This is a genomic window from Dysosmobacter sp. Sow4_B12, assembly GCF_052116665.1.
Classification (GTDB): domain Bacteria; phylum Bacillota; class Clostridia; order Oscillospirales; family Oscillospiraceae; genus Oscillibacter.
The window spans coordinates 23,594-47,672 of the sequence record NZ_JBQKKR010000008.1 but is presented as its reverse complement, the minus strand read 5'-3'; the positions used below and the strand labels follow the sequence as shown (position 1 = coordinate 47,672).

General features: G+C 62.5%; 26 protein-coding genes. 4 read left to right on the top strand and 22 right to left on the bottom strand.

What is annotated here, in order from left to right; genetic code table 11:
* The first annotated feature begins 4 nt into the window (after nt 1–4).
* Complete coding sequence (locus tag ACTQ4R_RS08710) at nt 5–1,546, top strand: sodium-dependent transporter (protein ID WP_441627770.1); 1,542 nt, start codon at nt 5–7, stop codon at nt 1,544–1,546.
* A 101-nt stretch (nt 1,547–1,647) separates the two neighbouring features.
* Here the strand turns inward: ACTQ4R_RS08710 and ACTQ4R_RS08705 are convergent, their stop codons facing one another.
* The 11 genes from ACTQ4R_RS08705 to ACTQ4R_RS08655 form a co-directional block, all read right to left on the bottom strand.
* The gene (locus ACTQ4R_RS08705) at nt 1,648–2,493 is read right to left on the bottom strand and encodes a DegV family protein (protein ID WP_441627768.1); all 846 of its coding nucleotides are present in this window, start codon (nt 2,491–2,493) and stop codon (nt 1,648–1,650) included.
* Nucleotides 2,494–2,633: 140 nt separating this feature from the next.
* Nucleotides 2,634–3,659, bottom strand: coding sequence for a rod shape-determining protein (locus ACTQ4R_RS08700; RefSeq protein ID WP_441627766.1), 1,026 nt, complete (start codon nt 3,657–3,659; stop codon nt 2,634–2,636).
* A 100-nt stretch (nt 3,660–3,759) separates the two neighbouring features.
* Nucleotides 3,760–4,434 (bottom strand): ComF family protein, encoded by a 675-nt coding sequence (locus ACTQ4R_RS08695; protein WP_441627764.1) that lies wholly within the window; start codon nt 4,432–4,434, stop codon nt 3,760–3,762.
* Nucleotides 4,431–4,670, bottom strand: a complete 240-nt coding sequence (locus ACTQ4R_RS08690) for a helix-turn-helix domain-containing protein (protein WP_441627762.1) — start codon at nt 4,668–4,670, stop codon at nt 4,431–4,433. The genes ACTQ4R_RS08695 and ACTQ4R_RS08690 overlap by 4 nt, the downstream gene beginning before the upstream one ends.
* A gap of 565 nt (nt 4,671–5,235) precedes the next feature.
* Nucleotides 5,236–7,440, bottom strand: coding sequence for an SF1B family DNA helicase RecD2 (gene recD2, locus ACTQ4R_RS08685; protein WP_441627760.1), 2,205 nt, complete (start codon nt 7,438–7,440; stop codon nt 5,236–5,238).
* 19 nt (nt 7,441–7,459) lie between these two features.
* Entirely contained in the window at nt 7,460–7,783 is a 324-nt protein-coding gene (locus tag ACTQ4R_RS08680; protein WP_441627758.1) for a hypothetical protein, read from the bottom strand.
* 50 nt (nt 7,784–7,833) lie between these two features.
* Nucleotides 7,834–8,064, bottom strand: a complete 231-nt coding sequence (locus tag ACTQ4R_RS08675; RefSeq protein ID WP_441627756.1) for a PF20097 family protein — start codon at nt 8,062–8,064, stop codon at nt 7,834–7,836.
* A gap of 3 nt (nt 8,065–8,067) precedes the next feature.
* Nucleotides 8,068–8,568 carry an rRNA maturation RNase YbeY gene (gene ybeY / locus ACTQ4R_RS08670; RefSeq protein ID WP_441627754.1) on the bottom strand — a complete coding sequence of 167 codons (501 nt, stop codon included), beginning with the start codon at nt 8,566–8,568 and terminating at the stop codon, nt 8,068–8,070.
* On the bottom strand, nt 8,568–9,548 hold the full coding sequence (locus ACTQ4R_RS08665; protein ID WP_441627853.1) for a PhoH family protein: 981 nt from the start codon (nt 9,546–9,548) through the stop codon (nt 8,568–8,570). Before ACTQ4R_RS08665 ends, ybeY begins: the two co-directional genes overlap by 1 nt.
* A gap of 29 nt (nt 9,549–9,577) precedes the next feature.
* Entirely contained in the window at nt 9,578–10,771 is a 1,194-nt protein-coding gene (locus tag ACTQ4R_RS08660; protein WP_441627752.1) for a sporulation protein YqfD, read from the bottom strand.
* On the bottom strand, nt 10,772–11,062 hold the full coding sequence (locus tag ACTQ4R_RS08655; RefSeq protein ID WP_441627750.1) for a YabP/YqfC family sporulation protein: 291 nt from the start codon (nt 11,060–11,062) through the stop codon (nt 10,772–10,774).
* Nucleotides 11,063–11,162: 100 nt separating this feature from the next.
* Between ACTQ4R_RS08655 and ACTQ4R_RS08650 the strand changes: the two genes are divergently transcribed.
* The gene (locus ACTQ4R_RS08650) at nt 11,163–12,083 is read left to right on the top strand and encodes a nucleoside recognition domain-containing protein (RefSeq protein WP_441627748.1); all 921 of its coding nucleotides are present in this window, start codon (nt 11,163–11,165) and stop codon (nt 12,081–12,083) included.
* Nucleotides 12,084–12,163: 80 nt separating this feature from the next.
* On the opposite strand, the gene ACTQ4R_RS08645 is transcribed toward ACTQ4R_RS08650, so the two are convergent.
* The 4 genes from ACTQ4R_RS08645 to ACTQ4R_RS08630 form a co-directional block, all read right to left on the bottom strand.
* The gene (locus ACTQ4R_RS08645; protein WP_441627747.1) at nt 12,164–13,105 is read right to left on the bottom strand and encodes an ABC transporter permease; all 942 of its coding nucleotides are present in this window, start codon (nt 13,103–13,105) and stop codon (nt 12,164–12,166) included.
* Nucleotides 13,102–14,247 carry an ABC transporter permease gene (locus ACTQ4R_RS08640; RefSeq protein ID WP_441627746.1) on the bottom strand — a complete coding sequence of 382 codons (1,146 nt, stop codon included), beginning with the start codon at nt 14,245–14,247 and terminating at the stop codon, nt 13,102–13,104. The genes ACTQ4R_RS08645 and ACTQ4R_RS08640 overlap by 4 nt, the downstream gene beginning before the upstream one ends.
* A 3-nt stretch (nt 14,248–14,250) precedes the next feature.
* Nucleotides 14,251–15,759 carry an ABC transporter ATP-binding protein gene (locus ACTQ4R_RS08635; RefSeq protein ID WP_441627851.1) on the bottom strand — a complete coding sequence of 503 codons (1,509 nt, stop codon included), beginning with the start codon at nt 15,757–15,759 and terminating at the stop codon, nt 14,251–14,253.
* Nucleotides 15,760–15,942: 183 nt separating this feature from the next.
* On the bottom strand, nt 15,943–17,067 hold the full coding sequence (locus ACTQ4R_RS08630) for a BMP family lipoprotein (protein WP_441627744.1): 1,125 nt from the start codon (nt 17,065–17,067) through the stop codon (nt 15,943–15,945).
* Between ACTQ4R_RS08630 and ACTQ4R_RS08625 the strand changes: the two genes are divergently transcribed.
* A complete protein-coding gene (locus ACTQ4R_RS08625; protein WP_441627742.1) occupies nt 17,066–17,518 on the top strand; it encodes a hypothetical protein in 453 nt (150 codons plus the stop codon). The two genes, ACTQ4R_RS08630 and ACTQ4R_RS08625, sit on opposite strands and share 2 nt — an antisense overlap.
* A gap of 75 nt (nt 17,519–17,593) precedes the next feature.
* On the opposite strand, the gene deoD is transcribed toward ACTQ4R_RS08625, so the two are convergent.
* Complete coding sequence (gene deoD / locus ACTQ4R_RS08620; RefSeq protein ID WP_441627740.1) at nt 17,594–18,313, bottom strand: purine-nucleoside phosphorylase; 720 nt, start codon at nt 18,311–18,313, stop codon at nt 17,594–17,596.
* Nucleotide 18,314: 1 nt separating this feature from the next.
* Entirely contained in the window at nt 18,315–18,971 is a 657-nt protein-coding gene (gene deoC / locus ACTQ4R_RS08615; protein WP_441627738.1) for a deoxyribose-phosphate aldolase, read from the bottom strand.
* Between the two features lie 161 nt (nt 18,972–19,132).
* On the opposite strand from deoC, the gene ACTQ4R_RS08610 reads away from it, so the two are divergent.
* Nucleotides 19,133–20,434 (top strand): S1C family serine protease, encoded by a 1,302-nt coding sequence (locus tag ACTQ4R_RS08610; RefSeq protein ID WP_441627736.1) that lies wholly within the window; start codon nt 19,133–19,135, stop codon nt 20,432–20,434.
* Nucleotides 20,435–20,475: 41 nt separating this feature from the next.
* Here the strand turns inward: ACTQ4R_RS08610 and ACTQ4R_RS08605 are convergent, their stop codons facing one another.
* The 5 genes from ACTQ4R_RS08605 to ACTQ4R_RS08585 all read right to left on the bottom strand — a co-directional run bounded on the left by ACTQ4R_RS08605 (nt 20,476) and on the right by ACTQ4R_RS08585 (nt 24,066).
* Nucleotides 20,476–21,132: an HAD hydrolase-like protein gene (locus ACTQ4R_RS08605; protein WP_441627734.1), complete on the bottom strand. Its 657-nt coding sequence runs from the start codon at nt 21,130–21,132 to the stop codon at nt 20,476–20,478.
* Between the two features lie 76 nt (nt 21,133–21,208).
* The gene (locus ACTQ4R_RS08600) at nt 21,209–22,114 is read right to left on the bottom strand and encodes a DMT family transporter (protein ID WP_441627732.1); all 906 of its coding nucleotides are present in this window, start codon (nt 22,112–22,114) and stop codon (nt 21,209–21,211) included.
* Between the two features lie 10 nt (nt 22,115–22,124).
* Nucleotides 22,125–23,030, bottom strand: coding sequence for a DMT family transporter (locus ACTQ4R_RS08595; RefSeq protein WP_441627730.1), 906 nt, complete (start codon nt 23,028–23,030; stop codon nt 22,125–22,127).
* A 124-nt stretch (nt 23,031–23,154) separates the two neighbouring features.
* A complete protein-coding gene (locus ACTQ4R_RS08590) occupies nt 23,155–23,607 on the bottom strand; it encodes an RpiB/LacA/LacB family sugar-phosphate isomerase (RefSeq protein ID WP_441627728.1) in 453 nt (150 codons plus the stop codon).
* Between the two features lie 27 nt (nt 23,608–23,634).
* Nucleotides 23,635–24,066 carry a PPC domain-containing DNA-binding protein gene (locus ACTQ4R_RS08585; RefSeq protein ID WP_441627726.1) on the bottom strand — a complete coding sequence of 144 codons (432 nt, stop codon included), beginning with the start codon at nt 24,064–24,066 and terminating at the stop codon, nt 23,635–23,637.
* Nucleotides 24,067–24,079 lie beyond the last annotated feature (13 nt).

Here is a 24,079-nt window from a genome sequence, read left to right as displayed (position 1 = left end):
TATTATGAGCAATGAGAGAGGATCATGGGGAAGCAACATCGGTTTTTTGCTGGCTGCCATCGGCTCCGCCGTGGGCCTTGGCAACATCTGGGGATTCCCGTATAAAATGGGAAAATCCGGCGGCTTCACCTTTTTGCTGATCTACCTGCTGCTGGCCATCTTCGTGGGCTTCAGCATCATGATGGCGGAGCTGGCCATGGGCCGCCGCACCGGCAAGGGCACCATCGGCGCTTACAAGGAGTTGACCAGCCGCTTCAAATGGGTGGGCTGGCTGGCGGTGTTTGCCCCCTTTGTCATCATGAGCTTTTACTCTGTTCTGGGCGGCTACTGCATTGAGTACATGGCCCTAAACTTGAGCAATCTGGCTTTCGCCGGGGCGGAGGTCAAGACCGGCGCCGACCTGTTCGGCGCCATGCTGACCAACCCCTTCGGCTGTGTCATGTTCACGCTGCTGTTCATGATCATCTGCTACCTCATCAACCGGGGCGGCATCTCCGGCGGCATTGAGAAGTTCAACAATGTGGGCATGCCGGCCCTGTTCGTCATGCTGGTCATTATCATCATCCGCTCCTTGACGCTGCCCGGCGCCGTGGAGGGATTGAAGTTCATGTTCGTCCCCGGCTACGCCGTGGAGGCCGGCTTCATTGAATCCGCCCCCAGCATCGGCTCCGTCATGGCAACTGCCGGCGGTCAGATGTTCTTCTCCCTGTCCCTGGCCATGGGCGTCATGATCACCTACGGCTCCTATCTGGGCAAGAAGGAGAACCTGGTGAAAAACGCCGCCGTCATCGTGTTCGCGGATACGGTGGTGGCGCTGATGGCGGGTCTCGCCGTCATCCCCGCCGCCGTGGCTACCTACGGTCCCAGCGCCGCCCTCAGCGGCCCCAAGCTGCTGTTCATCACCCTGCAGGACGTGTTCCAGACCATGGGTTCCGTGGGCTCCCTGTTCGGCGTCATTTTCTACCTACTGGTGCTGGTGGCCGCCATCTCCTCCGCCATCTCCCTGGTCGAGGTGGTCGTCACCTTCTTCATGGACCGGGCTGCCGCCAAGGGCAAGACGGGCAGCCGCAGCCGGGTGGTGCTGCTGGTGTGCCTTGCCATCATGGTGGAAGCTACCATCGTGGCTGTGGACGGTCTGGGCTCCAACGGCGTGTGGGTCCCCTTCCAGAATTCCCTGGGCGTTGTGGGCAGCTTCAATGACTGCTGGCTGGACTTCATGGACTGCCTGTCCGAGGGTCTGGCCATGCCTCTGGGCGCCCTGCTGATGAGCATTATGGTGGGCTGGGAGATCGGCTCGAAAACAGTGCTGGAGGAAATTCACCAGGGCAACTCCGTCAAATGGGTGGACGGGTTTTTGACCTTCTGCCTCATGTTCGTGGTGCCTCTGGCCATGGCCTTCATCCTGGGCGGCCAGATCGGCGACTACTTCTCCACCTCTGAGCGCTCCATGTACGGCGTGGGCTACGGCGTCGGCGCCTTCGTGGTGGTGGCAGCCTGGCTGGCGGCCTTCACCTCCCCCAAGCGGAAAGCCCGGAAGGGGAAGTAAGCCGTTTCTGCCAGTATTCCCCGGCAGTATAGCGCAAATCCATGAAAAGCACAGTTGTTTTTACAACAGGAAGCAGAGCCGGCGGCTCTGCTTCCTGTTTTTCACTTGAGGCCGATGTAGGCAAGGCCATAGCAGCCGGGGCCCGCGTGGGTGCCGATAACGGCGCCCAGCTCGTCCCAGGCCCAGTCCCGGATACCCAGGGCCGCCGTCACCTTGTCCCGGTAAGCCTCCATGGTCTCCTGGCAGCGGGAGTGACCGAACACCACACAGTGGCGGGTGTCCACCGGGTATTCTTTGGCAAAATCCAAGGTGTAGGCCATGATCTTCTGGCTGCCCCGCACCTTGCCCACGGACTTTACCTCCCCGTCCACCACGGCCACCACCGGGGAGATATTCAGCATGGTGCCCAATGCCGCCGTGGAGGCGGAAATACGGCCGCCCATTTTCAGATATTTCAGCGTGCCTACGAAGGCCACGAACCGCACCCGGCTGCGCAGGGCCTCAATGGCCGCCGCGATCTCGGCGCCGGACTTTCCGGCGTCCCGGAGGCGGACCGCCTCCCGCACCAGCAAGCCCTCGCCCAGGGTGACATTCAGGGAATCCACCAGATGCAGCCGCTCCGCCCCCTCCACCATGTCCTTGGCGATGACGGCGGACTGGAAGGAGCCCGACAGCTTGGAGGACAGCAGAATGGCCACCACCTCATCCCCGGTGTCCAGCAGAGGCTGGAAGGCGTCGCAGAACTCCCCGGGGTTCACCTGGGTGGTCTTGGGCAGGACCTTGGCCTCCGCCTGTTTGGCGTAAAACTCCTCCTTGGTAATATCGACGCCGTCCGTGTAGACGCCGTCTTCAAAAATGACCCGCATGTGGATCACGTGGACGCCCAGCTCCCGCAGCTCCTCCGCCGTCAGGTCGCTGGTGGAATCCGTGATGATCTGGACTGCCATGGCGCGCCTCCTTTGATCGGTCTTTTGTAAGCTCTATTTACTATATCAAACTCCCGCGAAATTGCAAGGATTTTCCCGCAGCTCCTCCGCTGTCAGCGGAAAGGTCCCCGGCCAGCAGCCGGGGACCCTTTGGGTATTTTTCAGTTCATCTGCCGGCGGCGGCTGAGGTTCATGGTGCCGTCCTGCATGTTGTTCAGAGAGTCCAGGCTCTTGCCGGTTCCGATGGCCACACAGGAGATGGCGTCCTCGGCGATGACAGTGTGGATGCCGGTGCGGGCGGTGACCAGCTTGTCGAAGCCGGAGACCAGGCTGCCGCCGCCGGTCATGACGATGCCGTTGGTGGAGATATCCGCCACCAGCTCGGGGGGCGTGCGCTCCAGCACGGAGTGGATGGCCTCCATGATGCGCTCCACAGGCTCCTCGAAGGCGTCCATCATCTCCACGGAGCTGACGGTGACCACACGGGGCAAGCCGGTGAGCAGGCAGCGGCCCTTCACGTCCATGGTCTCCTCTTCTTCCTTGGGGAATACGCAGCCGATCTGCTTTTTCATTTCCTCGGCGGTGCGCTCACCCACCAGCAGGTTGTGCTTGCGGCGCATATACTTCACCACAGCCTCGTTGAGCTGGTCGCCGGCGATCTTGATGGAGGCGGACTCCACCACGCCACTGAGGGAGATGACAGCGATGTCGGCGGTGCCACCGCCGATGTCCACCACCATATGGCCGTCCGGCTGGGTGATGTCGATGCCGGCGCCGATGGCGGCGGCAACAGGCTCCTCGATGAGGTACACCTTCCGGGCACCGGCCTGGATGCCGGCGTCGATGACGGCGCGCTCCTCGACCTCCGTAATGCCGGAGGGCACGCAGATGATGACCCGGGGCTTGAAGAAGGACACGCCGGCCACCTTGTGGATGAACTCCCGCAGCATCCGCTCCGTCATGTCGTAGTCGGAGATGACGCCCTCCCGCAGGGGACGGATGGCGATGATGTTGCCGGGGGTGCGGCCCAGCATGGCCTGGGCCTCGGCGCCCACCTTCAAAAGCTTTCCGGTGTTTTTGTCCAGCGCCACCACGGAAGGCTCGTTCAGCACGATGCCCTTACCCTTTACATATACCAAAACGGACGCGGTACCCAGGTCGATACCGATGTCTTTTGCCATAGGCATAGATTCCACCTCATTTGATCTTTCTGTCGTTATTATAAACGGTTTTTCCGTGCAAAGTCATACAGGTTATATTATAGCGGCTATTTCCCCGATTGCAACCCTATTTTTCTCCATTTTTGTGAACTTTTTTCTCCCGGGTCAAGGCCACGGCGGCACAGGCCACGCTTTCCGCCCCGCCGTCCTTCAGCACCCGGACGCACTCTGTCAGCGTTGCGCCGGTGGTGCAGATGTCGTCAATGAGCAAAACGCGCTTTCCCGCTGCCTCCGGCAGCGCCTCGTAAACCCCCAGGACGTTGGCCCGCCGGGCAGCGGCCTCTGTCAGGCCGGATTGGGCAGAGTTGTCCGCTACCTTCCGCAGCAGGGCAACCGGCTTCGTGTCCCACCGGCGGCAGGCGGACTCCGCCAGGAGCCGGGCCTGGTCATAGCCCCGCTGCCGCAGGCGCTTTTTGCTGACGGGCACCCAAGTCACCGTGTCGAACTCCCCGGAAAACCGCTCCGCCGCGCACCGGGCCACCAGGCCGCCCAAGGCCTCCGCCGCCGCGGAGGAACCGTGGAATTTGAAGCGCAGTAAGCCCTCCCGGGCCAGGTCCTCGTACCATAAGGGCGCGGCACAGCGAAGGCCGCCGGCGCCTTGCCGAAGGCCCTCTGCTTCCGCCGTCCACGGCAGGGCCTTCTCACAAGCGGGACAGATGTCCGGCGTGTCCAGGACCTTGCCGCAGAAGGGGCATTTGGGAGGAAAAAAGAGGTTTACAAGGGCTTCCGGCAGATGTTTCATTTTTCTGCCAGCAGTTCATCATACGATGTTTTCAGAGCATCCCGGATTCCCCGCAGTTGAGAAGCTTGAATGTGCTGTGCACCTCTTTCAATTTTTACCAGGCTCTCCCTGGTCATCTCAATGCCGTTCAACTGTAAAAGGCGCACCAGCTCCGTCTGCTTCACACCGTTTTCCTTACGGATTCTGCGAATATTTGCACCAATGCAGATGTCCTGCTTGATTTTTTGCTCTACCATACCAGCCTCCGCAAAAAGGACTTGTTTTGGTCCATTTTTGCTTCATTTTATGGAGTTGGTATGATTTTATGGGACCCATTTGGGTCCACAGTGGGTAATGCACCCCCCTTTTTCTTTTGTCTTGCCAAAAGAAAATGCGCCGTGCACGGTGGAAAAGAAAAGCGCCTCGTCCAAACTTGCCCGTGCGGGCAAGTTTGGGGATGCGAACGGCCGGAAGCCACCACCGGATAAAACCTGCCAGGTCTCATCCAGGTGCGCTATAACCCGGCAATCATCCAGCCTTCAAGCCGCAAGTTGTGACGCTTCTTCACATTCCAAGGTGCTTGTCAAAGCGTTCAGCTTCTCTTCCCGCTGCCGCTCCGTAGGGGGAGTTTCCAAAGAGGGGGCCGCAGCCCCCTCTTTGTGTCGTTTGAAGGGGAGGTCCAGGAGGGGGAGACCGAAATCCCCCTCCTGGCGTGTCTTTTGGACCGGGCGCGGCCCGTTTTCTCCACGGGGAGAAAATGGGGGGCGCACATGCCCAGCCATCATCATGGCTGTCACTTCCGCGTCCAAGTATGGACGCTATTCACTCTCCACTGTGCGCCAGCCGCCACCGCAGCCCCGAATACCGCCTCTGCTGGCGGTCATTGGCCGCCATGGCCCGAACAGCGGCATCATCCCCCACCAGGATCAAAAGCTCCCTGGCCCGGGTCAGGGCCGTATACAGCACCCCCCGCACCATGAGGGACTGGGCCGCCGGCATAGCGGCCAGCACCACGCAGCGGTACTCGCTGCCCTGGGCCTTGTGGACCGTCTGCGCGTAGGCCAGGTCCACCTCGCTGAGCTGTTCCGCGCCGTACAACGCCGTCCTGCCGTCGAAATCCACCGTCAGCCACTCGCCGGAGGGGTCGATCTGGACGATTTTTCCCACGTCGCCGTTGAACATGCCGGTTCCTACGGTGCCGTCCGCCTTCTCCCACACCACGTTGTAATCGTTGCGGGTCTGCATGATGCGGTCCCCCTCCCGGAACAGCCGCTCGCCCCACTGGAGCTCCCGCTTGTCCGGCTTTGGAGGATTCAGCGCCGCCTGGAGGCTGCGGTTCAGGCTCACCGTGCCGCTGGGCCCCTTTCGGGTAGGCGTCAGCACCTGGATCTGGTCGGCGGGAATGCCCATTTTCTCCGGCAGACGGCTGCGGCACAGGTCCACCACCGTGGAGAGGGTCCGCTCCCCGTCCCGGCGGCACAGGAAGAAAAAATCCCCCTGGTCGTTGGTGAGCCTGGGCGGCTCCCCCAGGTTCACGGCGTGGGCGTTGCGGATGATGGCGGACTGCTCCGCCTGGCGGAACACCTCCCGCAAGAACACGGTCTTCACCCGCCCGCTGCGGATGAGGTCGGAAAAGACGTTGCCTGCGCCCACGGAGGGCAGCTGGTCCGCGTCCCCTACCAGCACCAGCCGGGTGCCGGGCCGCAGGGCCCGCAGAAGAGCGGAAAACAGGCTCAGGTCCACCATGCTCATCTCGTCCACAATGACCGCGTCCGCCTCCAGGGGCTCCTGCTCCGTCTTGGAGAAGGTCACCTGGTGGGTGGCTTCATTCCAGCTCATGCCCAGCAGCCGGTGGACAGTCTGGGCCTCCATGCCCGTCAGCTCGCTCATGCGCTTGGCCGCCCGGCCTGTGGGAGCCGCCAGCACGATGTCCAGCCCCATTTTCTGAAACAGCGCCACAATGCCCCGGACGGTGGTGGTCTTGCCGGTGCCGGGACCGCCGGTGAGGATAAGAACGCCGGTGCGGGCCGCCAGCTCCACTGCCTGGCGCTGTTGGGGCGCGTAGGTGATTCCTTGCTCCCGCTGTATTTCTTCGATGGTCCGGGCCGCCTGGCCGCTGCGGTCCGCGTCCGCGGCCAGAAGGCCGTTCAGCCGCCGGCAGGCGGAGGTCTCCGCCTCCCACAGCCGCCTGAGATAACAGGCCTCCACATTGGCCACCTGCTCCTGCACCACAGCCCCCCGGTCGATGAGGTCGTCCAGGGCCTGCTCCACCAGCTCCTGGTCACACTGAAGCAGCTGGCAGGTGGCAGCCGCCAGCTTGGGCCGGGGCAGGAACACGTGGCCGTTGTTTTCGTTATGGCTCAGCTCAAAGGTCACCGCCGCCTGGAGCCGCTCGCCGCTGTCCGCGGCGATGCCCATGCTCATGGCGATGCCGTCGGTGAGGGCAAACTCCACGCCGCAGCTGTCGCTGCTGAGAAGATAGGGGTTCGCCTGCACCATCTCCAGCGCCGCGTCACCGTACTGCTGGCGCAGCTGCATGGCCAAAACCGGCGGCAGCTGGTAGCGGGCCAGAAACTCCATCAGCCGCCGCAGCCCCATGTGCCGGCGGAAGCTCCCGGCGATCTCCTGGGCCTTTTTGGCAGTGAGGCCTTTGATCAAAGTCAGCCGCTCCGGCTCCCGCTCCAGGATGTCCAACGTGTCCCGGCCGAAGCGCTCCACGATCCGCTGGGCGGTGGCGGGGCCCACCCCCTTGCAGACGCCGGAGGAGAGGTAGTTGAAGATCTCCTCCTCGTCCTCCGGCAAAAACCGTTCCAGCTCCACCGCCCGCAGCTGCTCCCCGTGCTGGGGGTGCTGCTCCAGGACGCCGGACACCGTCAGATGCTCTCCCGGCGCCACACAGGGGATGCAGCCCACCACTGTGACGACCTCCCCCTCCTCCGTCAGGAGGCGCAGGACCGTATAGCCATTTTCGGCGTTTTGAAAAATGACGCTGTGGACGGTGCCGTCACAGGTGATGCGTTCTTCCATGCTCTGCCTCTCTATGTATTTACTCTGCGGGGAAGGTGTTCCCCTCTGTCAAAAGGACGTCCTCCTCCCGCTCCGCCAGGTAGCGGGCCAGAGCCTTGGCGTCCTCGCTCATGCCGCAGTCCGCCAGCACGATGCGGCTCCCCGGCAGGCGGTGCCGGACCCGGCGCAGCTCCCGGAAATCCCCCTCCAGCGCCAGGGCCTCCCCCCGCAGGGGCAGCACCAGCAAAAGGCCGGGCACCGTGGGCCTCCCGGCGTGGAGGACCGTTCCCGCCGCCAGCCACACCACCGTGGTCAGCCCCACGGCGGAGAGGAACGCAATGATCCCGTCTTGCAGCAATACCATCCCAAATCACCTCGGGACAGTGTATGCGCCAGGGCTGTCCGGCGTCAGTTTCAGACATCCAGCAATATCTTGCCGCAGCCTTGGCAATAGAAAGCCGGGGCGTCCTGTCCCCGAACGTAGCCAAACGCCCCCGGCAGAGGGACGCCATCTTCCGGCATCGAACCCCGCAGCAACGTCCCAAATCCATTGGAGGGCCGCCAGCAGAGTCGGTTGTCACTGTGTATCCGCCCCTCCCGCATGGGCTTTCCGCAGTAGGGACAGGTCCGCTCAGCTTTTGCCATGGCTCAGCCCTCCCGGGTAATGCCCAGCTCCGCCAAAATCGCTTCTTCCCGGGCACGCATCTGCTGTTTCTGGGGTCCTTCGTCCAGGTGGTCATAGCCCAGCAGGTGCAAAACGGAATGGGTCACCAGGTACGCCAGCTCCCGGCGGTTTGAATGGCCGTACTCCTTGGCCTGGGCGGCCACATGCTCCATGGAGATGACCATGTCCCCCAGAGGGATGAGGCCTGTGCCGGGGTCCGCGTCCTCCTCTGTGGGCAGCTCTCCGGGATAGAGGTCGAATTCCGGAAAGCTCAGCACGTCCGTTGGGCGGTCCACGTCCCGCATGTCCTTGTTGATTTGATGGATATTTTCATCATTCGTCAGCAGCACGTCCACCTCACAGGGGACGCTGACGCCCTCCGCCGCCAGGGCGGTGCGGATGACCTTGCGGATGAGGGCGCAGTTGCGCTCATTGGCGGCGCCGGGGATGTCCGCGGTGACGGGGATATAGTGACGCTTCGCCATTACCGCTTCCCTCCCTTTCCGCCGTTTTTGGCTGTTTCATAGTCCTCGTAGGCCTTCACGATCCGCTGGACCAGCACGTGGCGCACCACGTCCGCGTTGGTCAGCTCGCAGATGCCGATGCCCTCCACGTTCCGCAGCACCCGCATGGCCTCCTTGAGGCCGGAGGCCTTGCCGTCGGGCAGGTCGATCTGGGTGACATCGCCGGTAATGACGATCTTGGACCCGAAGCCCAGGCGGGTGAGGAACATCTTCATCTGCTCCCGGGAGGTGTTCTGGGCCTCGTCCAGAATGATGAAGCTGTCGTCCAGGGTGCGGCCCCGCATGTAGGCCAGGGGCGCCACCTCGATGTTGCCCCGCTCCAGGTATTTCTGATAGGTTTCCGCCCCCAGCATGTCGAACAGTGCGTCGTACAGGGGCCGCAGGTACGGGTCCACCTTGCTCTGGAGGTCGCCGGGCAAAAATCCCAGCCGCTCGCCGGCCTCCACCGCCGGGCGGGTGAGGATGATGCGGTTCACCTGCTTGTCCCGGAAGGCCTGGACGGCGGCGGCCACGGCCAGATACGTCTTGCCGGTGCCCGCCGGGCCCACGCCGATGGTAACGGTGTTTTTCAGCACGGAGGCGATATACTCCTTCTGGCCGATGGTCTTGGGCTTCACCGGACGGCCCTTGGCGGAGATGCACAGCACGTCGCCGGTGAGCTCCGTGATCTGCTCCTCCTTCCCGGCGCGCACCAGGCCGATGACGTAGCGGACGTTCTGCTCGCCGATGACCTCACCCCGGGAGGAGAGGGTCAGCAGGGCCTGGATGGCCTTGCAAGCCAGCATAATATTCTCCGCCTCGCCGTCCACCCGCAGCTCCCCGTCCCGGTTCACCACCGTGACGGAAAACTCCTGCTCCAAAAGACGGATATTCTCGTCAAAGGAGCCGAAGATATTCACCGCCTGCTCCAATCGCTCAATGCTGATTCTCTGTTCCAAAATGCCATCACTCCTGTATCCTCTGCGGGCCGTCAGCCCGGATTCTCTGTGTAAATGGGCACCGATTCCCCGATCTGCTCCTGGCACTCCGCCGTCAGCGTCACCAGCAGGGTGTCCCCCTTCTGCCGGGCGGTGCAAAGGGTGCTCTCCACCGTGCCGTAGGGGTCCACCAGGGTGTGGAGATACTCCGTCAAGATCTGTTCCCCGGCGGCCTTGGCCTCCATGGGCTCCACAGCCGCTTCGTGAGCCTCATACATCCGGCACCGCTCCGTCACCAGCGTGACAGGCAGCGGCAAGCCGAGCAGGTCCAACCGGCGTCTTTTTGTTATTTTATCATATTCGCACCCTTCGATGCTACTGTTTGCGAAGAATTTTACCCGGTGGGTCCCAAACACCAGGGACACCAGGGTCTTTTCCTCCCCGGTATCCTGTTTTCGCGGAGAGCTGAGGGACATGGCGCAGGTGAGGGTGTACCAGGTCCGGGCCTGGACGGTGCCCATGCCGGCCAGGACACGGGCTCCCACGGTGTCCGTGTCCTCCACGCCGGAGATGAGGAGCTGTCCCTCCTCCACCGAGGTCCCCGGCAGCACACAGGCCACGCCGTCCAGGGCCCGGACCTTTTTCACCAGTCCCGCCCGCCGGGCCACCACGTTGGCGGGCTTGCGCTTATCCACCATCTCCGGCGCCATCGTCCGCTCCCGCACCTGCACATACGCCCGGCAGCCGGACACGTTCACCGTGATCCAGCTGAGCTCCGGGATGTCCAGCAGCACGTGGTTGCGCAGGTCCTCCGCGTTTAGGGAGAAGCCGAAGGTGCCGATGTCCACGCCGTTTTTTTGAAGGGCCCGGAGGATCTCCTCCGTGGGGACGGTCTCGTTGCCCTCCACGGTGAAGTCCCAGATGAATAGCGACCCCAGGGACAGCCCGGCGGCGCACAGGAAAAGCCCCGCCAGCAGGGCGTAGCGCTTGCGGAAGCGCCCCAGGAAATAGGGCACTCCCTCCCGCCGGATGGGGGTGATGGTGCAGTCCAGGCGCTTGGCCGCTTTGCGGAGCGTATGGTAGTCCCGGCGGCTGAGGCGGCAGGAAAAGGCGGTGGGGCTCTCCCATTCCAGGTCCCAGAAGGCCAAATCCCGGGCGCCGCACAGGTTCAGCACCCGCTCCGGAAAGGCCGCCTCCACCCGCAGGCGCACCTGGCCCCGGAAGCGGTTCAAAATCTGGTTCAGCATTTATTTTACCCACTCCACCGACGAAAGGCTTCCGCCGATCCGCAGCTCCTCCCCCGTCATGGCCAGGAGGGACAAGCCCTCTCCCTTCACACACAGCACCCCGGCGGCGGTGTTCACGTCGATGCGGCTGTCGCTGTACGCCAGGATGCCCTGGTGGTGCTCCAGATACATCTGGCGGCTGCCCACCATCTCCAGCCGGGGCAGACCCGCCACCACGTCCGCCGGCAGGTCGAACAGCTCCGCCACCGTGCTCAGCACGCCGCCCTCCCGCTCTTTTCGGTTACGCTCCATATTCTTCACCTCTGTCCGACTGTATGCGCCTTGCCTGTCCGACTTGCGGGGGCGGGCATGGTTTCCCGAAAGGGCGCATAGGAATAAGCGGGTGATTTGTATGCGGATACGCTGGCGGGCGGCGGCCTGCCTGGCCCTGTGCGGGGTCCTGGTCCTGTTTTTGACAAAAGCCGGTGCCGTCCGGGCCGCGGCAGCGGAGGCTCTGGGCCTGTGCGCCCGGTCCGTGATCCCGGCGCTGTTCCCGTTTTTGGTGGTGTCGTCCCTGCTGTTGTCCCTGGGACTGGGAGAGCTGCTGTCCCCCATGCTGGCGGGGCTCATGGAGCCGCTGTTCCGGGTGGACGGCGTGGGCAGCTCCGCCCTGCTGCTGGGCCTCATCGGCGGCTACCCCATCGGGGCGAAGGCGGCGGCGGACCTGTACCGCGGCGGCTTTTTGTCCCGTCCAGAGGCGGAGCGGCTGCTGACCTTCTGCAACAACTCCAACCCGGTGTTTCTCATCAGCGTGCTGGGGGGCGGGGTGTTCGGCAGCGTCCGGGCGGGGGTGTGGCTGTGGCTTATCCACCTGCTGTCCGCCCTTTTGACGGGGCTGCTGTTCCGGCGCTGGGGGCCGGACCAGCAGCGGCAGGAGCTGTCAAGGCGTCCTGCTTTTCAGGCGGTCTCCTTTTCCGCCGCCTTTGTAGGCGCCGTCCGGGAGAGCCTGGGGGGCATGCTGTCCGTTTGCGCCTTTGTGACGTTTTTCTACGTGCTGGCCCGCCCCCTGGCCTCTCTGGGGGGATGGCTGGGACCGGCACTGGTGGGGGCCACGGAGCTGTTTTCCCTCACGCCGCTGCTGGACGCCGGCCGCGGCTCCTTCATTCTGGCCTCCGCCATGGCGGGCTGGGGCGGCCTCTCTGTGTTGTGCCAGACGGCGGCGGTGCTGGAGGGCAGCGGCCTGCGCCTGCGCGGCTGCGCCGCCGGCAAGGCGGTCCAGGCGCTGCTGGCCGGGGTCCTGGCGGCAATTTTCACCGGTCACGCGCTGCCGTAGGCGCAAAGCAATACCCTCCGCCGCCGAAATCCGACAACGGAGGGTATTGTTCTTACAAAATTCTACAAATCGGAATCGATTCAGCGCTGTCCCTTGTCGTAGGGGATACCCTCCGCCTTGGGGGCCCGGGATTTCTGGGAGGTAAAGGCCAGCACCACCAGGGAGATGATATAAGGCAGCATATTGTACACAGCGGAAGGCAGGTTCAAAGCCTTCAGGAAGTCAAAGCCGGTGTACACGTTGCCCAAGGCCCGAAAAAAGCCGAACAGCAGCGCCGCCAGAGCAATGCGGGTGGGCTTCCACTGGCCGAAGATCATGACGGCCAGGGCCAGGAAGCCGAAGCCCGCCACGCCGTTTTCAAACTTCCACTCACTGACGCCGGCGGTGATATACACGATGCCGCCCAGGCCGCCCAGCATGCCGGAGATCAGCACGCCGGCGTAGCGCATCTTGTACACATTGATGCCCACGCTGTCCGCCGCCTGGGGATGCTCGCCGCAGGCCATGAGCCGCAGGCCGAAGCGGGTCTTGTACAGCGTCACATAGGACACCACCAGGGCAATGAGGGCCAGCAGCATGAACCAGTTGAACTCAAAGCCACCCAGGTTCATCAAAAACGCCTTCTTCGGCTCGATATACTGAATGATGGAGGACACGTTGTCCACGCTCTCGGCGGTGTTCATGGCCTTGACGAACACGGTGGCGGCGGCGGTTCCCAACAGGTTCATGGCCGTGCCCACCAGGGTCTGGTCCGCCTTGAAGTTGACAGCGGCCACCGCCAGCAGCAGGGAGTACAGCATGCCCAAAGCGATGGAGGCCAGCACCACCAGCAAAATGATGGCGGCGGCAGGCGCGCCGGCAGGCATGAATTTCATCATCAGCGCGCCGCCCAGGGCGCCCATGACCATGATGCCCTCCAAGCCGATGTTGATGACGCCGGAGTGCTCGGAGAAGCAGCCGCCCAGGGCCACCAGCATCAAAACGGAGGCGAAGATCAGCGTATATTGCAGCAGGAGGATCATTCCGCCTTCCCCCCTTTCTCAGAGTCGGCCTGAACGGCCTTGGCCCGCTTTTCATCCCGGCGGTCCAGCCAGCGGTTCAGCGCGAATTTGAAGAACAGCACGAAACCGCACAGATAGATGATGAGGGCGGAGATAAAGTCGGAGATCTGGGCGGAGTACATGGTCTTGTCCACATAGGCGCCGCCGTTGGTGATGTGCTGGATAAAGTAAGAGGAGAGGATGGTCCCCAGGGGGTTCAGACCGCCCAGGAAGGCGGCGGCGATGCCGTTAAAGCCCATGCCGGGGATGGAGGACTGGGTGCACTGCCACTGTTCAAAGCCCGTGAGGAACAGCAGCGCCGCGCCCATACCGGCCAGTGCGCCGGCGATGGACATGGTCAGGATCAAGTTCTTTTTCTCCTGCATGCCGCAGTATTTGGCGGCGAACTTGTTGCAGCCGGTGGCCTTCAGCTCGTAGCCCAGCTTTGTCTTTTCCAGCAGCACCCAAATGGCCGCCGCCACCAGCACCGACAGGGGGATGGCGATGGTGACATACTTGTTTCCGCTGAACAGTCCGCCCAGGCCCAGGGAGGGCAGGACACTCCCGGGACTGGTGTTGATGAGGTTCAAGGTGTAGGGGCTGGTCTCCTCCTTCACCAGGTTCAAAAGGGTGTTCACCGCATAGAGGCTGATCCAGTTGAGCATGATGCAGGAGATGACCTCGTTGACGTTGCAGTAGGCCTTCAGCATGCCGGAGACGGCACCCAGGGCCGCGCCGGCCAAAATGGCGGCCAGCAGGCACAGATACCAGGGCAGGTGCCAGGCCAGGGCGCAGTACAGGCTGGCGCCCGCGCCCACCACATACTGTCCGGCGGCGCCGATGTTGAAAAGGCCCGCCTTGTAGGCGAAGAGGACCGACAGGCTGCACATCAGCAGCGGTGCCGTCTTTACCAGGGTGTTGCCCAGGTTTTTCAGCTGGGTAGCGGGCTTGGAATAGGTCATGAAGTTCTTGATGATGGTGGTGATGGCCTCGCCGGCGCCGGCGGGGTTGATGATCAGCAGGGCCACATATCCCACCAGCAGGCCAATAAGGATACACAGCAGCGACGCCAGCAGCGACTGAACGGCGTTGTTGCGCAGCAGGGAAGACCGTTGTTGTTTCATGGTTTATGCCTCCTCCCTTTTCGCGCCTGCCATGTACAGGCCCAATTCTTCCACGGTGGTGGTCTTGGGGTCCAGCTGGCCCACGATCTCACCCTCGTACATGACCAGGATGCGGTCGGACAGGGCCATGACCTCGTCCAGCTCCAGGCTCACCAGCAGCACGCCCTTGCCGGCGTCCCGCTGGGCAACGATCTGCTTGTGGATATACTCAATGGCGCCCACGTCCAGGCCGCGGGTGGGCTGGACGGCAATGAGCAGCTCCGGGTCCTTGTCAATCTCCCGGGCCACGATGGCCTTTTGCTGGTTGCCGCCGGACATGCTGCGGGCCACGGTGACAGGCCCCTGGCCGGAGCGGACATCGTACTGGTCGATGAGGCGGTTGGCGTAGTCCCGGATGGCTTTGCGCTTCAAAAAGCCCGCCTTGCTGACGAACTCCGGCTCAAAATACCGCTGGAGCACCATGTTGTCCTCCAGGGTGTAGTCCAGCACCAGACCGTGCTTGTGCCGGTCCTCGGGGATGTGGCTCATGCCCAGGGTGGACCGCTTTCGGATGGAGGCGCCGGTGATGTCCTGTCCCTCCAGCATGATCCTGCCGCCTTTCAGGGGCTCCAGGCCGGTGAGGCCGTAGACCAGCTCCGTCTGGCCGTTGCCGTCGATGCCGGCGATGCAGACGATCTCGCCCGCCCGGACGGTAAAGCTGACGTCCTTGACGGCGTTGTTGTTGTGGGACTTGGAGGCCACCGTCATGTTCTCCACCTCCAGGATGGTCTTGCCGGGCTTGGCGGGCTCCTTGTGGACCACAAACTCCACGTCCCGGCCCACCATCATCCGGGACAGCTCCTTCTGGTTGGTGTCCTTGATGTTCACGGTGCCGATGTATCTGCCCTTGCGCAGGACGGTGCAGCGGTCCGCCACCGCCATGATCTCATTGAGCTTGTGAGAGATGAAGAGGATGGACTTGCCCTCCGCCGCCAGGTTCCGCATGATCTGCATGAGCTCCTCGATCTCCTGGGGTGTCAGAACGGCGGTGGGCTCATCGAAAATGAGGATCTCATTTTCCCGGTACAGCATCTTCAAGATCTCGGTGCGCTGCTGCATGCCCACGGTGATGTCCTCCACCAGGGCGTCCGGGTCCACGTGCAGGCCGTATTTCTCGCTGAGGGAGAGCACCTTCTCCCGAGCCTCTCCCTTCTGCAGGAAGCCGTGTTTGCAGGGTTCCACGCCCATGATGATGTTGTCCAGCACAGAGAAGCACTCCACCAGCTTGAAGTGCTGGTGGACCATGCCGATGCCCAGGGCGTTGGCGTCGTTGGGGTCCCGGATCTCCACCGCCTGTCCGTCCTTCTTGATGACGCCCTCCTCCGGCTGGTACAGGCCGAACAGCACGCTCATCAGCGTGGACTTGCCGGCGCCGTTTTCGCCCAGCAGGGCGTGGATCTCGCCCTTTTTCAGCTGCAGCGTGATATTGTCGTTGGCCACGATGCCGGGGAAACGCTTGGTGATGTTCAGCATCTCAATGGCATAGGTCTGTTCCAAATTTCACGACCTCCCCCTATTGCCTGGCGGCAAATATTGTTGATACTCTATTGTACTATATCCGGCGGCGTATTTCAAAGCAAAAATACAGAAAACGGAAGCTATTAAAAAAAGAGGACGGGAATATGTTCCCGTCCTCTTTTTGCGGATGTAAAACTCTTACTTCACGTTGCCCAGATAGTTGACAGTGATGTTGCTGACAGCGGGCTCAACGGTGATGTCGTCGGACACGGTGATCTTGCCGTCAAACATGTCCTTCACCAGGGCCTTGTAATCGTCCTGGGTGAAGCCATCGCCGAACAGGGTGGTGTCCATGGGGATCTGGACATAGTTGACCTCGGGGTCGTCACCGGACACCAGGCCCAGGGTCTCCACCTTGCCGCCGTAGTTGTCCCAGTTGCCGGCAGCGATCTCAGAGAGCATGTGCTGGACAGTGGGAGCCAGGCCCTTCATAGCGGAGGTCAGCGTGATGCCCTCGCCGTAAGCGGCGTCCAGGTTGCCGGACTGGTCCACGTCAACGCCGATGACCTTGGCGCCGTCGACCTTGGCAGCAGCCTCGCCCACAGAGGTGCAGATGCCGCCGCCGCAGGCGAACACGACTTCCACGCCCAGGGTCTGATACCAGTTGTCCGCGTAAGCGGTGATGTCGGGGTCGCCGAAGAACTGGTTGCCGTAAGCATATTCCACAGTGGCATCCACGCCCAGCTCACCGGCGGCGGCGTCAACGCCCTGCACGTAGCCATAGCCGAAGCGGACCACGGCGGGGACGGCCATGCCGCCCAGGAAGCCCAGGTGGGTGTAGCCCAGCTTCACAGCGGCGTAGCCGGCCATGTAGCCGCACAGCTCTTCCTGGTACACAGCGCAGTAGACGTTGCTGGGCAGAGTGTAATCGCCCAGGTCGCCCTCGCTGACGTCCAGAGCGACGAAGGTGACGTCGGAATACTCGTCGGCCACCTCGGTGATGGTCTCAGCGAACGCGAAGCCGGGCATGACGATGACGGTATAGCCCTCGTCCACGGCCTTTTCCACCATGGCCACACGCTCGGCGGTGGAGTCACCGGCGGGCTTGTAGTAGTTGAAGTCCACGCCGTTGGCGTCGCAGTAGGCCTTGCAGGCCTCATAGGTGGTCTGGTTGAAAGACTGGTCGGTGATGTCACCGTAGTCGGTGATCATGGCCACGCTGAAATCAGCGCCCTCAGCCTCGGCGGGCTGCTCCTGGGCGGGCTGCTCGGCAGGCTTCTCTTCAGCCTTGGAACCGCCGCAGGCGACCAGGGACAAAGACATGACCAATGCAAGAATCAGAGCAAGAAACTTCTTCATCGGAATCTACCTTCCTTCAAAAATATTTCCCCCGAAAGCACGGGAGGAGACCTTAAAAGGTCGGCTCTCATTATATCAACCCTTTACCTGGATTGCAATAAAATTTCGCAATGTTTTCCATTTCGTCATAATTTGGCGGCAAAAGAGGTCCGGTTTTCACTATTTTGTGAAAGCCGGACCTCTTTTGCTTTTGACAAGTCAAACGCCCCGCTGTGCGGGCTTGATACAACATGAAAGCGGGGGCCGCCCGGCCCCCCTTTCCTACTATCCCCCCGCATCGCGGAAGGCCGTCCATTTTTCTGTTCAGCTCTTTTTCGCCATCTCCACGGCCGTCTCCAACGCAATTTCACCGTCCGGCGATCGCCGGACGGTCTTTGCTTTTGGCCTGCCAAAAGCACCCGCTGCGCGGGCCTGATTCAACATGAAAGCGGGGGCCGCCCGGCCCCCCTTTCATACTATCCCCCCGCATTGCGGGAGGCTGTTCGCTTTTTTATCCCTTTTTCGCCATCTCCACGGCCGTCTCCAACGCAATTTCCATCATCTGGGTGAAGGAGATCTGGCGGTCCGCGGGGGGCAGCTCCTCGCCGGTGACGAGGCTGTCGGAAATGGTGCAGATGGTCAAGGCCCGCTTGCCGGCCTCGGCGGCGTTGCAGTACAGGGCGGCTGTCTCCATCTCGACGGCCAGCACGCCCATATTCCCCCAGTCCAGGGTGTTGCCGGCCTTGTTGTAAAACACGTCGGAGGAAAACACGTTCCCCACCGGCGGCTCCACGCCCAGACGCCGGGCCACTGCCACAGCGGTCTCCAGCAGGGTGAAGTCGGCGATAGGCGCGAAGGTGCCGGGCAGGCGGAACTGGTGGGCGTAGTTGGAGTCCGTGCAGGCGCCCTGGGCCATGACCACGTCCCGCAGCTTCAGCTTGGGAGAGATGCCGCCGGCAGTGCCCACCCGGATGATGTTGTCCACATCGTAAAAGTGGAACAGCTCGTGGGAGTAGATGCCGATGGAGGGCACGCCCATGCCGGAGGCCATGACGGACACCGGCGTGCCGCGGTAGGTACCGGTATAGCCCTGGATGCCCCGGACATTGTTCACCAGCTTCGCGTCCTCCAGGAAGGTTTCCGCGATGAATTTGGCCCGCAGCGGGTCGCCGGGCATTAAGACCGTCTTGGCGAAGGCGCCGGGAGCGGCTTCATTGTGAGGTGTTCCCATATCAGCCCTCCATGGCCTTCACGGCCTTGACGATGCGGCTGGTGCCCAGGCGGGAGGCGCCCAGATTGATGAAGTCCTCCGCGTCTTGAATGTTCGCGATGCCGCCGGCGGCCTTGATCTTCACATCGGGGCCGATGTGCTTTGCGAACAGGGCCACATCCTCCCGGGTGGCGCCGCCACCGCCGAAGCCGGTGGAGGTCTTGATGTAGTCGGCACCGGAGGCGGTGACGATCTGGCACATCTTCACCTTTTCCTCGTCGGTGAGGAAGCAGGTCTCGATGATGACCTTCAAGAGCTTGCCGCGGCAGGCCTCTTTGACAGCCTTGATCTCACTGAGAAGGTCCTCCCACTTCTTATCCTTCACCCAGCCGATGTTGATGACCATGTCCACCTCCTCGGCGCCGTTTTCCACGGCGTCAGAAGCCATGAAGCACTTGGCGGCGGTGGTGTCATAGCCGTTGGGGAAGCCGATGACGGTGCAGATGGGGAGCTTTCCCTCCACGTATTGCGCCGCCTGCTTGACATAGCTGGCGGGGATGCAGACGCTGGCGCAGCCGTATTTCATGCCGTCGTCGCAGATGGTGCGGATCTCGTCCCAGGTGGCTGTTTGGGCCAGCAGGGTGTGGTCGCATTTGCTCAAAATGTCTTTCAGCTCCATTTGAGAATTCTCCTTTATGATAGATGTCGCCGGTTCCGGCGCAGTGGGTCTTTGTGTTTGCATTATACCAGCTTTCACCGCCGCTGTCCAGCGGCGGCGGGCCTTGCCATTCCGCCGGGGCGGTGCTACAATATCTACAATTTGAAAGTTGGAGGAACACCATGAAAACCAAACTCTTTGCCCTCCTCTGCGCTCTTGCCCTGCTGGTGAGCGCAGTTCCCGCCGTCTCCGCCCTGGAGGGGGAGGCCACCCGCTCCGCGGATATTTTATCCACCCTGGGCTTGATCCAGGGCAACACTGCCGGGGAGTATGACCTGGACGCCCCCGCCACCCGGGCCCAGGCGGCGGTGATGCTGGTGCGGCTGGCCGGCGCCCAGGCGGACGCCGCGGCTGACATCTGGATCGGCGGCTATCTGGACCTGCCCGCCTGGGCCGCCGATTCCATCGATTACGCCGCCCACCAGGGCTGGGTCACCGGCGTGACGCCGGTGAAATACAACCCCAACGGCCAGCTGGACGCCGGCAGCTGGTTCGCCTCCCTGCTGCGGATGCTGGGATACAGCGACCAGGACGGGGACTTCACCCTGGATTACGCCGCCATCTTCGCCCGGCGCATTGGCCTGTCCACCGTGTTGTTTGACGGGCCCATGACCCGTGGCGACCTCTTCCAGTCCATCCGGGACGCTCTGGCCTTCCCCTACAAGGACGGCAGCGGCACCGTTTTGGACCGCCTGTTGGAAAAGGGCCTGGTCTCCCGGGCCACAGCCAACGCCCTGGGCCTGCTGACGCCGGAGCTCTCCGCCCGCCAGATCGCTGACCGGCACCTGGCAGCCGTGTTTTGCCTAAACAGCTACCGCACCCAGAAGGCCGCCAATGCCGGCGACGCCGATGCCCAGGCCAGCGGCTTCTTCATCACCGCCGGCGGCATCGCCGTCACCAACTACCACTCCATCGACGGCGCCATCGCCGCCTCGGCGGAGCTTGTCACCGGCGAGTCCTACCCGGTGGAGCGGGTGCTGTATTACGACGCCGGCATCGACATCGCCGTCATCCAGGTCTCCCGCACCGCCGCGGGCCACCGCTCCACCTCCGCCTTTGCCTGCCTGGAGGTGGCTCCCTCCGGCACCGGAGACGTGCGGGTGGGCGACACGGTGTACACCATCAGCAATCCCCTGGGCCTGGGCCTGGCCGTCAGCTCCGGCGTCATCAGTGACACCGCCCGCCAGGTGGCCCGGTACGACCTGCCCTGCCTCATGGACACCGCCGACATCTCCCAGGGCAGCAGCGGCGGCGCGCTTCTGAACGCCTACGGCCAGGTGATCGGCGTCACCTCCGGCGCCTACTCCTACGGCAACAACATGTACCTGGCCGTCCCCATCGACCCGGTGCTCTCCGCCGACCTCAGCGGCGAGGGCTGGACGCTGAAGGAAGTCCGGGACATCATGGTGCAGTACAAGGATTAAACGTTAAAAAAGCACGCTGTTTATAAAACAGCGTGCTTTTTTCAATGTGTCAGAATGAACTGCTCCAGCTCCTCGGCGTTGGACACCACCGCCACGGCGCCGGCCTGGGCCAGCTCGCCGGGGGCAGCGTAGCCGAAAAACTCCACGCCCGCGCAGTCAATGCCGCACTCCTTGGCGCCCAGCACATCAAACTTCCGGTCACCCACCATGAGGATGGCGGGCTTGTCCGTCTCCGTCAAGCCCAGGCGGCGCATGGCCTCCCGGATGACGTCCGCCTTTTCCCAGTCGCCGTCGGGGGGGCTGCCGGTGGTGGCTGACAAGTAGGGGGCAAAGCCAAAGCGGTCACAGATGGACACGCACAGCTCCTCCGGCTTGGAAGAGGCCAAAGCCAGCACATATCCCTTTTCCCGCAAGCGGCGGCACATTTCCACAAGTCCCGGACCGGGGCGGTTTTCGTACTGCCCCACCGGCACATACCGCTCCCGGAACACCTGCACGGCCTCCAGGCCCTTTTCCGCGCTGAAGCCGCAGTAGCGCATGAAGGAATCCTGCAGCGGCGGGCCGATGAACTTCAGTACCGTCTCATCGTCCAGCTGGGGGCCGCCCAGCTTTTGCGCGGCGTACCGCACACAGTTGACAACGCCCTCCTTGGAATCCGTCAGCGTACCATCCAAATCGAAGAAAATATACCGATACATAGCATCTCTCCTATCTGTTCCGGAGAGATTTTATCATCATTTCGGCGGCTCCGCAAGACCATTCCTCTGTTTTTCCTTATTGCGCCGTCACCAGGCTGTTCAACGCCATGCCGGCCAAAATCAGAGCCAGGCCCGCCATACTGGCAGGGCCGGGCACACTGTCCCCCAGCACCAGGATACCGCCCAGGAGGGTGAAGATCACCTCGCCGCACTGGGTGGCCTCGATAAGCGCCAGCTGCCGTGGGTCGCCACGCACCAGGTCCGTGGCCCGGAAGAACAAAATGGTGGCGATGACGCCGGAGAACAGGGCCACCACACCGGCCTGGGCCAGCTGTCCGCCGCTGGGCGCGCCGGACCGGGCGTAGGCGGCGCAGGCCACCGCCAGCCAAAAGGGCAGGCTGCACAGCGTCATGCCGAACACCCGCTGTACCGCGTCCAGCTCCGGCGGGCAGACCTCCATCATCTTCCGGTTGCCCAGGGGGTAGGAAAAGGCCGCCACCAGGATGGGCACCAGGGCCATGCAGTTGCCCTGGACGTCATTTCCCCGGAGGTGGGGAAGCTGCAAAAGGGCGATGCCCGCCAGAATGACCAGGGACAGCAGCAGGTTTTTCACAGGGATGGGCTTGCCGAACACCGGCGTCAGCAGCACGCCGGCCACAATGGTCACCTGCCAGGAGGCGGCCACCAGCCAGGATTCCCCGAACACGGAGGCCAGGGTCAGCGGCAGGTAAAAAAAGCCGAAGCCCACGGTGCTCCACACCAGCCACGCCGCCGGCCGGGCGCGGATGGCGTCCAGGACCGGGCGAAACCGCTCCCCCGGCATCCACCGCAGCACCAGCGCCAAAATCGGCAGCATGATGAGGTAACGCAGGCACGCGCTCCACATCCAGTATCCGCCGGAGAGGTTCATGCTGTGGTTGAGCAAAAAGGTGAAGGCGAAAAACAGAGAGGCCAGGATACCGCAGAAAAGTGCTTTTTTCATGAAACGCTCCTTACTGAGAAACTTCTTCGGGCCGCTCCTCTTTTTGTAAAGAGACTCCGAAAACGCTGAGGACAATGACGACGACGCCGGCCAGCTGGACCGGAGAGAAGGTATCCTTCATGAGGAAAATACCCGCCAGCACAGAAATGACGGTGGTGAAGTTGGAAAAAATGGAGATTTTCGCCACGCTGACGTAGTTCACGGAAAAATTGATGAGCAAAAAGGCGCACACGGAGGAGACCACCGCCAGGTACAGCACGGCCCCCCAAAACCAGGGCGCTGTCAGCGGCGCCCGCAGCGCCGTCAAATCCCGCCGGTTCTGCACCAGGGCGACAAGGGTGAACACCACGCTGCCCAGGGCAAACATCACATACGTCCGCTCAAAGGCGGTGAAATATTTCGCCGTGCCCCGGCTGATGACATTGAACAGCGCGGCGGAGACAGCGGCCCCCGCCAGAAGCGCCGTGCCCAGCGGAGAAAAGCGGACCTCACCGCCCACGGTGGTCAGCACCACCCCCACGATGGACAGCACGGCGCAGGCCACCTGGAACGCCGAGCAGGACTCCTTCAGTATCAGGCGTCCCATCGCCAGGCCCGCGATGGGGATGATGCTCAGCATGATGCCGGAAAAGGAAGCGGAGGTCAAGGCAATTCCGTAATTTTCACAGATAAAATACACCACCGGCTGCACCAGCCCCAACAGCAGCAGCATTTTGACAGGCTTTCCCCGCAGGGAGAGCTTCATCCTTCCGGTGAGCACCAGCACGTTCATCACCAGAAACGCCGTCAGAAACCGGACGGACAGCAGCACGAAGGGCGTGGTCAGCCCCAGGGCGATTTTGGAAAACAGGAAGCTGAAGCCGAAAATGCTGTATCCCAGCAGTCCGGCAAGGGTGGCAAGGACAGATGTTTTCATGGCGAATCCTCAAACAGCAACGTGATCGCCCCTTACTCTATCACATCTTTCCCTTTGCCGCAAGGCAATGAAAAAACAGAAAGCGGAGCAAATCCGCTCCGCTTTCTGTGGAAACGTATCCAGCTTACCGGGCCTTGCTGCCGTCCATGACAGCAAGCTTTTCCACTCTGCGCCGGAACTCCGGCGAGGTGGAGAACTCCGCCTGTAAAAACAGGTCGATCAGCTCCTCCGCCACGGTGGGGCCGATGATCTGCGCGCCCATGGCGATGATCTGCACATCGTCATGCTCCACGCACTGGTGCGCCGTGTACAGGTCATGGCACACGGAGGCCCGGATGCCCGGGACCTTGTTGCAGGCGATGCTGGCGCCTACGCCCGTGCCGCAGAACATAATGCCCCGCTGGGCCTCTCCGCTGAGGACGGAGCCGCAGACCAGCCTTGCAATATCGGGGAAATCCACAGGCTGGGGGTCATAGCTCCCGTGGTCAATGATGGTGTGTCCCTTCTCCCGGAGCCGGTCCAGCAGCGCGGCTTTCAGCGGGTAACCGGCATGGTCGCTGCCAACTGCAAGAATCATTTGCTATCCCTCCATTTTGAGCAGGGCTCAAAGCTTGTCAATGTAATCAATGCCGAACTCGTCCTTGCGGCGGGTCAAGTCCATGTCCTTTACTTCCATGAGAGAGATCTCCATGAGATACTGCACCTCGCAGCCGGGCTCCACATGGCCGCAGAAGCTCTCGTTGCCGGGGGCGGAGCAGACCATGTGGAAGTGGGGCACGCCGTCCAGCACCAGGCCCTGCATGGCGCAAAGCTCAAAGGGCTTTTCCACCACCAGGAAGCTGTTGTTGGCGTTATCCTCCGTATCCAGGATGATATGCATGCTCAGCTTGCGCAGGGAGCCGATGGCGGAGAGCAGCACCGCGTTTTTGATGCCGTTTTCATCCAGCGCCTTCTGGATGCTCTCCAGCAGCAGGTCGCCCTTTCTCAAATGTACCACCAGCAGCCGGCCATATTCATTCGCAACAAAATTTGTCATAAAATACACTCCA

Coding starts and splice junctions, on each gene's coding strand:
- ACTQ4R_RS08640 (WP_441627746.1), bottom strand. CDS start 14,247: ATGAAACAACAACGGTCTTCCCTGCTGCGCAACAACGCCGTTCAGTCG.
- ACTQ4R_RS08695 (WP_441627764.1), bottom strand. CDS start 4,434: ATGAAACATCTGCCGGAAGCCCTTGTAAACCTCTTTTTTCCTCCCAAA.
- ACTQ4R_RS08610 (WP_441627736.1), top strand. CDS start 19,133: ATGAAAACCAAACTCTTTGCCCTCCTCTGCGCTCTTGCCCTGCTGGTG.
- ACTQ4R_RS08675 (WP_441627756.1), bottom strand. CDS start 8,064: ATGGCAAAAGCTGAGCGGACCTGTCCCTACTGCGGAAAGCCCATGCGG.
- ACTQ4R_RS08590 (WP_441627728.1), bottom strand. CDS start 23,607: ATGATTCTTGCAGTTGGCAGCGACCATGCCGGTTACCCGCTGAAAGCC.
- deoC (WP_441627738.1), bottom strand. CDS start 18,971: ATGGAGCTGAAAGACATTTTGAGCAAATGCGACCACACCCTGCTGGCC.
- ybeY (WP_441627754.1), bottom strand. CDS start 8,568: ATGGCGAAGCGTCACTATATCCCCGTCACCGCGGACATCCCCGGCGCC.
- ACTQ4R_RS08635 (WP_441627851.1), bottom strand. CDS start 15,759: ATGCTGAACATCACCAAGCGTTTCCCCGGCATCGTGGCCAACGACAAT.
- ACTQ4R_RS08690 (WP_441627762.1), bottom strand. CDS start 4,670: ATGGTAGAGCAAAAAATCAAGCAGGACATCTGCATTGGTGCAAATATT.
- ACTQ4R_RS08645 (WP_441627747.1), bottom strand. CDS start 13,105: ATGATCCTCCTGCTGCAATATACGCTGATCTTCGCCTCCGTTTTGATG.
- ACTQ4R_RS08705 (WP_441627768.1), bottom strand. CDS start 2,493: ATGGCAGTCCAGATCATCACGGATTCCACCAGCGACCTGACGGCGGAG.
- ACTQ4R_RS08600 (WP_441627732.1), bottom strand. CDS start 22,114: ATGAAAAAAGCACTTTTCTGCGGTATCCTGGCCTCTCTGTTTTTCGCC.
- ACTQ4R_RS08630 (WP_441627744.1), bottom strand. CDS start 17,067: ATGTCTTTGTCCCTGGTCGCCTGCGGCGGTTCCAAGGCTGAAGAGAAG.
- ACTQ4R_RS08655 (WP_441627750.1), bottom strand. CDS start 11,062: ATGGAGCGTAACCGAAAAGAGCGGGAGGGCGGCGTGCTGAGCACGGTG.
- ACTQ4R_RS08585 (WP_441627726.1), bottom strand. CDS start 24,066: ATGACAAATTTTGTTGCGAATGAATATGGCCGGCTGCTGGTGGTACAT.
- ACTQ4R_RS08710 (WP_441627770.1), top strand. CDS start 5: ATGAGCAATGAGAGAGGATCATGGGGAAGCAACATCGGTTTTTTGCTG.
- ACTQ4R_RS08625 (WP_441627742.1), top strand. CDS start 17,066: ATGACCAATGCAAGAATCAGAGCAAGAAACTTCTTCATCGGAATCTAC.
- ACTQ4R_RS08700 (WP_441627766.1), bottom strand. CDS start 3,659: ATGCCTATGGCAAAAGACATCGGTATCGACCTGGGTACCGCGTCCGTT.
- ACTQ4R_RS08680 (WP_441627758.1), bottom strand. CDS start 7,783: ATGGTATTGCTGCAAGACGGGATCATTGCGTTCCTCTCCGCCGTGGGG.
- recD2 (WP_441627760.1), bottom strand. CDS start 7,440: ATGGAAGAACGCATCACCTGTGACGGCACCGTCCACAGCGTCATTTTT.
- ACTQ4R_RS08660 (WP_441627752.1), bottom strand. CDS start 10,771: ATGCTGAACCAGATTTTGAACCGCTTCCGGGGCCAGGTGCGCCTGCGG.
- ACTQ4R_RS08605 (WP_441627734.1), bottom strand. CDS start 21,132: ATGTATCGGTATATTTTCTTCGATTTGGATGGTACGCTGACGGATTCC.
- ACTQ4R_RS08650 (WP_441627748.1), top strand. CDS start 11,163: ATGCGGATACGCTGGCGGGCGGCGGCCTGCCTGGCCCTGTGCGGGGTC.
- deoD (WP_441627740.1), bottom strand. CDS start 18,313: ATGGGAACACCTCACAATGAAGCCGCTCCCGGCGCCTTCGCCAAGACG.
- ACTQ4R_RS08595 (WP_441627730.1), bottom strand. CDS start 23,030: ATGAAAACATCTGTCCTTGCCACCCTTGCCGGACTGCTGGGATACAGC.